Raw genomic sequence first — 11041 nt, forward strand, 5'->3', positions numbered from 1 at the left:
CACGTTACGGCCGATCTCGACGGCAGTTTCCCGTCCTTACCCGGCCCCTATTAGCGATATCCCTGGCGCCTATCGAATCCCGGTGACAGCACCCCCCGGATCATCGATAACAGGGGGAGTAAATCATGCCGCGACCGACAGGCCAGCAACCCCAAGTCTTACTCAATTCGAGGCTACTAAAAAGGTAACGGGGTGCTGCTCAGGAGACCCGCCGCTTAGGCGAAGTCTGCCGACGCCGGATCAGCGCCGATACGGCCCTCGGCGCCCTTGTCGAGTGCGTTGATCGCCTCGACGTCGCCGTCCTCGAGGGTGACGTTCAGCGCCTCGAAGTTCTCACGAATGCGGGACTCGGTCACCGACTTGGGAATGACCACGTTGCCGAGGGCGAGGTGCCAGGCGAGGACCACCTGCGCAGGCGTGGCGTTCCGCTTGGCGGCGATGTCCTGCAGTGTCGGGTCATCGAGCAGTCCCTTGCCGGAGCCGAGGGGTGACCACGACTCGTGGAGGATTCCCTTGCTCTCCTCGAACGCCCGGAGCTCGGCCTGGTTCAGGTAGGGGTGGGTTTCCACCTGGTTGATGGCAGGAACAACTCCCGTGGCGTCGATGATTTCCTGCAGCGCGTCGACGGTGAAGTTGGAGACGCCGATGCTCCTGACGCGGCCCTGCTTCTGGAGCTCGACCAGCGCTTTCCACGTGTCGACGTACTTGTTCTGCTTCGGCTGCAGCCAGTGGATCAGGTACAGGTCGAGGGTTTCGAGGCCGAGGCGTTCCATCGACTCCTCGAAGGCCTTCAGGGTGCTTTCATACCCCTGGTCGGCGTTCCACAGCTTGGTGGTGATGAACATTTCATCCCGATCGAGGCCCGACGACGCGATCGCGCGGCCTACTCCAGCCTCGTTGCCGTAGATCTTCGCGGTATCGATGTGGCGGTATCCCACGGTGAACGCCTTGCCGACGACGTCCTCGGCGACCTTGTCCTCGACCTGCCAGACCCCATATCCCAGCTGGGGGATGGTGCGGCCGTCATTGAAGGTGAGGTTCGAAGATGCGGTCAGAAGATTTGGCGATGTAGTCATGAAGGGGGCAACCGGCTCGGTGCCGGAATTATTTCGCCGTCCCGCGAAAAAGCCGCAAAAAAAGCCTCACACCTGAAGCTGGCGCTCCGCCTCGGCCACGTCCTCTGCCACCAGTTCGGCCCGCCGGCGTACGTTGCCGAGCCCGGCGGACGCCACTCCCCAGCGCTCGCCGTCGAGTCGGGTCATCGCTGCGGCTTCCGCCGTCGTCGCGAGCGTATTGCCTGCCTTGGAAAGCGCCCGGTGCACCTGGACCAAGGCGCCGGGGATGTCGAGCCCGCTGCTGGGCGAGCGCCGCTGCGCCTCCACACAGACCTCCCGGACCCGCGGCAGCATCTCCCCCAGCTGGTTGGCGATCTGGACGAGCTCGCTGTAGACGTCGTCGTCCTCGGTGCCCTCGAGGATCTGGTGGTAGCGGTCCAGCCCGCGCCGGAAGCGGTCGTGCGCGCGCCGCCAGACGCCGTTGCCCAGCTCGACGTCGTCCTTGCGCCCCTGCCGGGCCGCAGCGAAAAAAGCCACCGGTTGCTAGAGGTACTGGCCGGGACCGTGCGGATCCTCGGGCGCGAGGGACGCGTTCGGCGCACCCTGGACGCGCCTGGGTTCGCCGTCCTCGCCGATCACGACGCCCGGCGCGATCTGAGTACCCGGCGGCAGCTGGCGCAGCTGCAGGCGTGTGGCGAGCTGCTGGTTCGCCATGTGCTGGGCGGCCAGGGCGGTCTGAATGCCGTGGAAGAGCCCCTCGAGCCAGCCGACCAGCTGGGCCTGCGCCACCCTCAGCTCGGCGTCGGTGGGAGCCGCGTCGTCATCGAACGGCAAGTGGATGCGGTGCAGTTCCTCGACGAGTTCGGGAGCGAGTCCGTCCTCGAGCTCCTTCACCGAGCGTTCGTGGATGGAGGCGAGGCGGCTGCGCCCGGCGTCGTCCAGCGGCGACGATCGAACTTCCTCGAGCAGTTGCTTCAGCATGGTGCCGATCCGCATGACCTTGGCCGGCTTGTCGACGAGTTCGGCGAGGGGTGCGGCCTTGCCGCCGTCGTCGGGCTGCTGTTCAGTCATGGGCCTATATTCTCACGATTGGGGAGCCACACGGTTGGGCCGGGGCCGGTTACGACGACGAAGCCCGGCCGCGCCGCCCCGGTAAGGGCAGCCCAGCCGGGCATCGTTTTTGAAAGACTGCTAGCAGCAACGCCCTTCGGGATTTGCGTCCTGCCGGTCCGTCTTGTCCCGCCAGAACTCCCGCTCGGTCATCGGTGGCTCAGCGTCATGGGTTCCTGCGTGATGGTCGAGGTACGCCTGGTAGGCGTTCTCACCCATCACTCCCTTGAACAGCCACGCGATACCGCGGGCGGCCTCACGCGCCCTCCCGAGGGCCAGGTTGATGCTCATCAGTGGCCGGACCTGACCGGCCGCTTGTCGGAATCGAGCACACGCCACTGCGCTTCGAGCTCCTTCTCGGCCGGTGTCGTGATCAGACCTGCGGGAGCGTAGGTCCGCGACGCAACCGGAGTGTCCTCCGTATTGGTTCCACCGCCCTGCCGCACCGCTTTGATGGTGGCGATGACGGCCGTGGCGATCACGATGATGGACAGCACTACGAACACGATCGACAGCGTGCCCTGGACGAAGGTATTCCGGACCACTGCCTCCATGGCGGCCACGCTCTGCGCCGAGCCGAAGCTCTCCTCCCCGGCTTCCAGTGCGCCCTTGAAGGCGTTGTGCTGGGCCCAGTAACCGATGTTGGGAACGGGCGAGAAGATCTTCAGGAACGATGCCGAGATGGTCACCACTGCGGCGAACGCGAGGGGCAGCGCCGGGATCCACAGGTACTTGAACACGCCCCGCTTGGCGCAGATCGCCATGCAGACCGCGAGCGCAATGGCGGCAAGCAGCTGGTTCGCGATACCGAACAGCGGGAACAGGGTGTTGATCCCGCCGAGTGGATCAGTGACGCCCATGATCAGGATGGCACCCCAGCCGGCCACCATGATCGCCGTGCAGAGCCAGGCTCCGGTCCGCCACGACGTGTCGCGGAAACGGGGCACGAAGTTGCCGATGCTGTCCTGAAGCATGAACCGCGCCACGCGGGTTCCGGCGTCGACCGCGGTGAGGATGAACAGCGCCTCGAACATGATGGCGAAGTGGTACCAGAAAGCCATCATTCCGGAGCCGCCGATCAGCGCCTGCATGATCTGGGCGATACCGACAGCCAGTGTGGGGGCTCCGCCGGTGCGTGACACCACGGACTCCTCACCCACGTTGGCGGCGAGCTGGCTCAGTGCTTCTGAGGTGAGGTTCACGCCCGTGAGGCCGAGTCCGTTGACGAAGGCGACGGCACCCTCGATGGTTCCGCCCGTGGCAGCAGCCGAGGAGTTCATGGCGAAGTAGATGCCGCGGTCGATTGAGAGTGCAGCGACGAGCGCCATGATCGCGACGAAGGACTCCATGAGCATGCCGCCGTAGCCGATGAAGCGGGTCTGGCGTTCCTTCTCGATCATCTTCGGTGTTGTTCCGGAGGCGATCAGCGCGTGGAAGCCCGAAAGGGCGCCGCAGGCGATGGTGACGAAGAGGAAGGGAAAGAGCGAGCCGGGGACCACGGGGCCGGCGCCGGTGCTCGCGAACTCGGTCACTGCCGGCGTCGTGATTTCCGGCCGGGTGATGATGATGGCGACGGCCAGCATTCCGATGGTGCCGATTTTCATGAAGGTCGACAGGTAGTCGCGTGGTGCGAGGAGCAGCCAGACGGGGAGCACAGCGGCGATGAAGCCGTAGATGATGATGCCCCAGGCAATGGTGATGCGGTCGAGGGTGAAGATCTCGACGCCCCACGTGGTCTCGGAGATCCAGCCGCCGCCGACGATGGCGAGCATCAGCAGGACGAACCCGATGAGCGATACCTCGGTGACTTTGCCTGGCCGCAGGTAGCGCAGGTAGACGCCCATGAAGAGGGCGATGGGAATGGTCATGGCGACGGAGAAGACGCCCCACGGGCTCTCGCCCAGTGCGTTGACGACCACGAGTGCGAGGATCGCGACGATGATGATCATGATGGCGAGGGTGGCGATCAGCGCTGCGGTGCCGCCGATCACACCCAGCTCCTCCCGTGCCATCTGGCCCAGGGAGCGGCCTCCGCGCCGCATGGAGAAGAACATCACCAGGTAGTCCTGCACCGCGCCGGCAAGGATCACGCCGATGATGATCCAGAGCGTGCCCGGCAGGTAGCCCATCTGGGCGGCCAGCACGGGTCCGACGAGCGGGCCGGCACCGGCGATGGCAGCGAAGTGGTGCCCGTACAGGACGCGTCGGTCAGTCGCCGCATAGTCCTTGCCGTCGGCCTTGTACTCGGCCGGCGTGGCCCGGCGGTCGTCCGGCTTCAGGAGCTTGCGCTCGATCAGCTTGGAGTAGAAGCGGTAGGCGATGAGGTAGGTGCAGACGGCGGCGAAGACGAACCAGATGGCGTTGACGGTTTCGCCGCGCACCAGGGCGAGCATGGTCCAGGAGAAACCGCCGAGCAGGGCGATTCCCACCCAGATCGCAATCTTCGCAGGCGTCCAGCGGCGTTCTTCTTCTTCGGCCGCCTGCGGATCGACGGCGGTGGGCGGCAGATCCGGGTCGGAGACCAGCACGTCCGCGTGCTGGTGGGACCCGTTGGGATGACTCATGATGCTCCTCGGAGACGAGTGGGTTAACCACACGAAGGTAGCAACCTCAAGAGGCCTGCGTCACACGACTAGCACCGCGGCAGCGCTGAATCGCTCAACGGTAGGAACGGCGCGCCGGGCGGCGTCGTCGTGGATGTCTCCACCCGAGTTGACGCATCACTTTTCACGCCATCGACGGCCCAAGGGGCGTGTCGGCGCCCGACACGCCGGTTATTCGGGCTTCCTGCCGTCGAAGGCGGCAATTTAGGTACACCACCCAGGAGCGGACGCGGCGGTCAGCGACCCGCCGCGTCGTCGTCGTTCGCGTTTGATCCTTCGCTCAGGCTCGCATGCGTGGAGGTGCGGGGATCCTCGGTCTCGTCGGCGGTGTCCCGCGGGCCGTTGTCCACGCCGTCGGGAATCTGGTCGGCGAGGTTCTCGGTGAAGCTGTCTGCGGCCTGGGCCAGGCCCGTGTCCTTCTCGCCGTCGTTGTTGCCGGTCATGATGTGCCTCCTGGGTTGGTCCTGTTGCTGATCCTTCAACACTTTCACAGCAGTCGCACCACCGGAACCCTCCCGTCCGTCAGTCGCGGTCCACCGTGAGCAGGATCTTGCCCGTATGCTCGCCCGAGTCGAAATAGGCGTGCGCCGCCGCGGCCTCGCGAAGCGGAAAGCTGCGGTTGACCGCAGTTCGCACGTGCCCCGCGGCAACGAGGGGCCACACCTCGCGGCCCACCGCCGCCATGATGGCGGACTTCTCGGCGGACGGACGTGAACGCAGCGTGGTACCGGTGATGCTTGCACGCTTCGCCATGAGGGTTCCGAGGTTCAGTTCGGCTTTTGCCCCGCCCTGGAGCCCGATGACGATGAGGCGCCCGCGAACGGCCAGTGCGTCGACGTTCCGTCCAAGGTATTTGGCACCGACGACGTCCAGGATCACGTCGACGCCGGCGCCGGCGGTGGCCCTCCGCACTTCCTCGACGAAATCCTGCTCGCGGTAGTTGATCAGCGTGCGGGCGCCGAGCAATTCCGCGAACCGCAGCTTGTCCTGTGAGCCTGCCGTGACGAGCGGGACGGCGCCGAAGGCGAGCGCGAGCTGGATCGCCATGCTCCCGATGCCCCCGGAAGCACCGTGAATGAGGACCGTTTCACCTTCTTCGAGATCGGCCGTCAGGAAGAGGTTGGAATAGACGGTGGCCGCGGTCTCGGGCAGGGCAGCGGCCTCGACGAGGTCGATTCCCGCCGGCGCCTCGAGAACCTGGCCCGCCGGCACCGCGACCTGCTCGGCATAACCTCCGCCGGACAGGAGCGCCACCACGGCAGCCCCCGGCGCGAAGCGGGAGCCGTTCGGGTCGACTATCCGTCCGGACACTTCAAGGCCGGGGTACTCCGACGCCCCCTTCGGAGGCGGGTAGACGCCGAGCCGCTGCTGCACGTCCGCGCGGTTCAGCCCAGCGGCGACGACGTCGATCAGCACCTCGCCCTCCCTCGGTACAGGTGCCGCCACCTCGGTGGGGTGGAGGACTTCGGGTCCGCCGGACTTGCTGATGACGACCGCCAACATGGGCAATTCCTTACGCTCGGAGATTTTGGCCCAACAGGTTCAACCATGAAACACTACTTCCGGGAAGGTTGTCCGAGCGGCCGATGGAGCTGGTCTTGAAAACCAGTGTGCGGTAACCCCGTACCAAGAGTTCGAATCTCTTACCTTCCGCCCCCGCAGCTAGCCCCGGTTCCGCCGGGGCTAGCTGCTTTTAAACAGCTTCCTCACATGGCTCCCACAAAACACCAGGCTTCACCCGTGTCGGTAACCCGCTGTTCATGATTGTCTGGTTTGCTTCTGCCCGGGGGAAGAAAAGTCACATGCGTCACATACGGTGTGCTCCATGTTCGGACTCCGGATGTTCCGCAACTGATCAAGCACCACTCGCGGCTGGAATGAGCCAGGTCCAAGGAGAAATACAGCGGATGATCAATTCATCAGTGAAGGGCGCGCTCTGTGCGGCGCTGTCGGTAGGCCTGCTGGCTTCACCGGCAACAGCACTCCCGGCAATCGAAGGGGAAACCTCAGTTGCCGGGGAACTATCCGGGACGGCAATTGCCGGCTCCGGCGTCATCATCAACGAGGCCTATGTCAACGGAGGAAGCGCCGGCGCTCCCTTCAAGAACAAGTTCGTGGAGTTGTACAACCCCACCGATGCTGCGGTGAACCTGGAGGGGTGGTCCCTGCAGTACCGGTCCGCCGGTGGAACCACCACCCCAACCGGCCTGGTCCAGCTCAGCGGCAGCATCGCCGCCAAGGGGTATTACCTGATCCAGGGCAATTCGAACGTTTCCACGTCCACGGCCCAGCCCCTGCCGGCACCCGACGCGTCCATGGGAACCTCCTGGGGCGCCGGTGGCGGAGTACTGATCCTCTCGGACCGGAGCGCGAACGTCGGCATTCTGCCCGCCGGTCCCACCGCTGGTCATCCGGGCGTCGTTGACCTCCTCGGCTATGACTCCACGAGCTTCGAAACCGCTCCAGCCCTCGGGCCCGGCGGTACGTCCAACCAGAAATCCCTGAACCGCACGGCTTTCGTCGACACCGACGACAATTCGGCGGACTTCACGCTTTCAGCCACCGTCACTCCGACGAATGCCTCGGGCACCGCGGGTGAACTGCCTCCTCCGCCCGAGCCTGAGACACCTCCCGTCCCGGGACCGGTGGTACCGATCCGTGAGATCCAGGGCGAAGGAGCAGCTTCCCCGTTGGCCGGCCGAACGGTCACGACGCGCGGCAAGGTCACGGCCGCGTATCCCACCGGCGGGTTCGACGGGTATTTCCTCCAGACCGCCGGAACCGGCGCCACCGAGGACCAGGTCGCTTCCGAGGCGCTATTCATCTATTCACCTCCCACGGTCGGCACCGTCGCCATCGGCGACTACGTCGAGGTCACCGGCATGGTTGGTGAGAACTTCGGAATGACCCAGCTCACCGTCGCGACCGGTGGTGCCACGAAGGTTGCCGAGCCTGCCGAAGAGGTCAAGGCAACCGGAATCCCCGTGCCCACGAGCGAGGCGGCACGCGAAGCCATGGAGGGTATGCTCCTCCAGCCCGCCGGCACTTTCACCGTCGCTGACAACTACAGCCTCAACCAGTACGGCGAAATCGGCCTGGCCTCCGGCACCGCCCCGTTGCTGCAGCCCACCGAGGTTGCGCCTCCGGGAACCGCCGAGAACGCCGCGGTCATAGCCGACAATGCCGCCCGCGGCATCAAGCTCGACGACGGCGCCTCCACGAATTTCCTCGCCGCCGCCAACCAGGGCCAGGTGCTTCCATACCTCACCCAGGACCAGCCGGTCCGCAACGGGTACGCCGCAGCTTTCGTGGCACCCGTGGTTCTTGATTACCGGTTCAGCGCCTGGAAATTTCAGCCGGTGACGGAGCTGACCGCAGCCAACGCGGCAGCCGTCCAGCCGGTCACCTTTTCCGGCAGCAGGCCCGCAGCTCCCGAGAACGTCGGAGGGGACCTCAAACTGGCCTCCTTCAATGTGCTCAACTACTTCTCGACCACCGGAGAGCAGTTGGCCGGTTGCACGTACCACAATGACCGCCAGGGCAACCCGCTCACCGTCCGCGGCGGCTGCGATGCCCGCGGCGCGGCCACTGCGGAAAGTTTCGAGCGCCAGGAGGCAAAAATTGTCGCCGCGATCACCGAACTGGACGCCGATGTCGTCACCCTCATGGAGATCGAGAACTCGGCCAAGTTCGGCAAGGACCGCGACAGCGCCCTGGCCACCCTCACCGAGGCCCTGAACGAGCGCAGCCCCGGCGTCTGGGATTACGTCCGATCACCCGCGATAGTCCCCGCCCTGGAGAACGAGGACGTGATCCGCACGGCCCTCATCTACAAGAAGACCGCGGCGGAGCCCGTCGGCGATTCGGTGATCCTCGACGACGACGTCGCGTTCTCGAATGCCCGCAAACCCCTCGCGCAGGCCTTCCGGCCGGTCGGCGGCGCCGTGGACACCACGTTCCTCGCGATCGTCAACCACTTCAAGTCGAAGGGTTCTCCTGCCAGCTCGGGCCCCAATGCTGACAACGGCGACGGCCAGGGCGGCTGGAATGCGGCCCGCGTGCAGCAGGCGACGGCGCTCGCCGCCTTCGCCGACCGGATAAAGATCGAGGCCGGAACGGAGAAGGTGTTCCTTACCGGCGACTTCAACTCCTATTCGGCCGAGGATCCGATGCAGGTGCTCTACGAAGCCGGCTACCTCAACCAGGGCACGGGAACGGACAAGCACTCCTACGTCTTCTCCGGCCTCAGCGGCTCGCTCGACCATGTACTCGCCTCGCCCGCTGCCGATGCGACTGTCTCGGGGGTGGACACCTGGAACATCAACTCGGCGGAGTCGGTGGCCCTCGAATACAGCAGGCACAACACCAACGTCACCGACTACTACATGGCCGATCCGTACCGCGCGAGCGACCACGATCCGGTGATCGTGGGGCTCGACACTGCGCCGGCGGACACCACGAGTGAACTGAACCTCCTCAACATCAATGATTTTCACGGCCGCATCGACACCAATACGGTGCGGTTCGCCGGAACGGTCGAGAAGCTGAAGGCGGCCTTTGCGGAGGGCGACTCGGCCTTCCTGTCAGCCGGCGACAACATCGGGGCCTCCCTTTTCCCGTCCTCGCTGCAGCAGGACACACCGACCCTCGAGGTGCTGAACGCGCTTGAGCTGCGCGCTTCGGCTGTGGGCAACCACGAGTTCGACGCCGGCACGGAGGACCTGTCGGGCCGCGTGGCTGACCTCGCGGACTTCCCGTACCTCGGCGCCAACGTCTACGCCAAGGTAACAGTCGATCCGGCGCTCGAGGAATACTCGATCATCAACGTCAGCGGTATCGACGTCGCAGTGATCGGTGTCGTGACGGAGGAGACGGCAGCACTCGTGAGCCCGGGAGGCATTGCCGGGGTCGACTTCGGGGATCCCGTGGAGGCAGTCAACCGCGTGGCCAAGGAAATCGAGGCGCAGGACCTCGCCGACGTCATCGTCGCCGAATACCACGACGGCGCAACAGACGGCGCAGTAGAGGGTGCCACCATCGAGCAGGAGATCGCTGCCGGCGGGGCATTCGCGTCGATTGTCACGGAGACCTCGCCCCTGGTGGACGCAATCTTCACCGGCCACACCCACAAGCAGTACGCCTGGGACGGCCCGGTTCCGGGCGATGAGGGAAAGACACGCCCCATCCTGCAGACCGGTTCCTACGGTGAGTTCGTCGGTCAGATCACCCTGACCGTCGACGACGTGACCGGGGATGTCCAGGCCTACACCGCGCAGAACGTCGCGCGGACCACGGACACCGACGCGTCGCTCGTCGCCGCGTTCCCCCGCGTCGCCGAGGTCAAGAGCATCGTGGACAGCGCACTCGCCGAGGCTGCCGTCATCGGCAACCGGCCGGTCGGCTCGGTGACCGCCGACATCACGACGGCGTTCACCGGAACATCCCGCGATGACCGGACGTCGGAGTCGACCCTCGGCAACCTCGTGGCCGACTCCCTTCGCTCGAGCCTCGGCTCGGCGGAACGCGGCGGAGCGGAGATCGGCGTGGTCAATCCGGGTGGGCTCCGCAACGAGCTCTACCAGTCGCCGGACGGCGTGGTGACCTTCGCCGAAGCCAACGCCGTCCTGCCCTTCGTGAACGACCTGTGGACCACCAGTCTGACCGGTGCGCAGTTCAAGGAGGTCCTGGAGCAGCAGTGGCAGCCGGAGGGCAGCTCACGCGCCTTCCTGGCGCTCGGCCTGTCCGACAACGTCAGCTACACCTATGACCCCGCTCTTGAGCGCGGGTCCCGCATCACGTCGGTGACCATCGACGGCGCGCCCCTTGACCCGGAGCGCGCCTACCGAGTGGGCACCTTCAGCTTCCTGGCGCAGGGCGGTGACAACTTCACCGCCTTCACCGGGGGAACCGACACCCGTGAGTCCGGTCTGGTGGACCGGGATGCGTGGATCGACTACATCCGGGTCAACAGCCCGCTCTCGCCGTCGTTCGACCGGCGCGGAGTGGTTGTGCAGGGCGCACCGTCCACAGTCCGGGCCGGGGATGCAGTGTCCTTCAACGTGTCGAAGCTGGATCTCACTTCCCTGGGGAGCCCGGTCAACACCTTGCTCACGGCGCGGTACGTTGCGACCGACGGCTCGTCGATCGATCTCGGATCGTTCCCGGTCAGCGGCGGTACCGCTGCGGTCAACGTAACGATTCCGGCGGAGGTCAGCGGCTCGGGCAGCATCGTCCTGGTGGCAAGTGGATCGCAGACCACCGTCACCCTGCCGG

General features: G+C 65.7%; 8 protein-coding genes and 1 tRNA gene. 2 read left to right on the top strand and 7 right to left on the bottom strand.

Going from position 1 to position 11041, the window contains the following annotated elements; translation table 11 throughout:
* Positions 1-215: 215 nt before the first annotated feature.
* The 7 genes from Y705_RS0100285 to Y705_RS0100315 all read right to left on the bottom strand — a co-directional run bounded on the left by Y705_RS0100285 (position 216) and on the right by Y705_RS0100315 (position 6271).
* Positions 216-1055 (bottom strand): aldo/keto reductase, encoded by an 840-nt coding sequence (locus Y705_RS0100285; protein ID WP_026531422.1) that lies wholly within the window; start codon positions 1053-1055, stop codon positions 216-218.
* An 87-nt stretch (positions 1056-1142) separates the two neighbouring features.
* Positions 1143-1592 (bottom strand): hypothetical protein, encoded by a 450-nt coding sequence (locus tag Y705_RS0100290; RefSeq protein WP_026531423.1) that lies wholly within the window; start codon positions 1590-1592, stop codon positions 1143-1145.
* A gap of 6 nt (positions 1593-1598) precedes the next feature.
* Positions 1599-2126, bottom strand: coding sequence for a bacterial proteasome activator family protein (locus tag Y705_RS16195; protein WP_081737651.1), 528 nt, complete (start codon positions 2124-2126; stop codon positions 1599-1601).
* A 120-nt stretch (positions 2127-2246) separates the two neighbouring features.
* On the bottom strand, positions 2247-2456 hold the full coding sequence (locus tag Y705_RS0100300) for a YbdD/YjiX family protein (protein ID WP_026531424.1): 210 nt from the start codon (positions 2454-2456) through the stop codon (positions 2247-2249).
* A complete protein-coding gene (locus Y705_RS0100305; protein WP_026531425.1) occupies positions 2456-4729 on the bottom strand; it encodes a carbon starvation CstA family protein in 2274 nt (757 codons plus the stop codon). Before Y705_RS0100305 ends, Y705_RS0100300 begins: the two co-directional genes overlap by 1 nt.
* Before the next feature lie 275 nt (positions 4730-5004).
* Positions 5005-5211 carry a hypothetical protein gene (locus tag Y705_RS0100310; protein ID WP_026531426.1) on the bottom strand — a complete coding sequence of 69 codons (207 nt, stop codon included), beginning with the start codon at positions 5209-5211 and terminating at the stop codon, positions 5005-5007.
* Positions 5212-5290: 79 nt separating this feature from the next.
* Entirely contained in the window at positions 5291-6271 is a 981-nt protein-coding gene (locus Y705_RS0100315) for an NAD(P)H-quinone oxidoreductase (protein ID WP_026531427.1), read from the bottom strand.
* A gap of 62 nt (positions 6272-6333) precedes the next feature.
* Here Y705_RS0100315 and Y705_RS0100320 point away from each other — a divergent pair.
* A tRNA-Ser gene (locus Y705_RS0100320) sits at positions 6334-6421 on the top strand.
* 254 nt (positions 6422-6675) lie between these two features.
* Positions 6676-11041, top strand: a 4366-nt coding sequence (locus Y705_RS0100325) for an ExeM/NucH family extracellular endonuclease (RefSeq protein WP_049822023.1), incomplete at its 3' end; no start/stop codon positions are given.

It is taken from the genome of Arthrobacter sp. H41 (assembly GCF_000520535.1).
Taxonomy (GTDB): domain Bacteria; phylum Actinomycetota; class Actinomycetes; order Actinomycetales; family Micrococcaceae; genus Arthrobacter_D.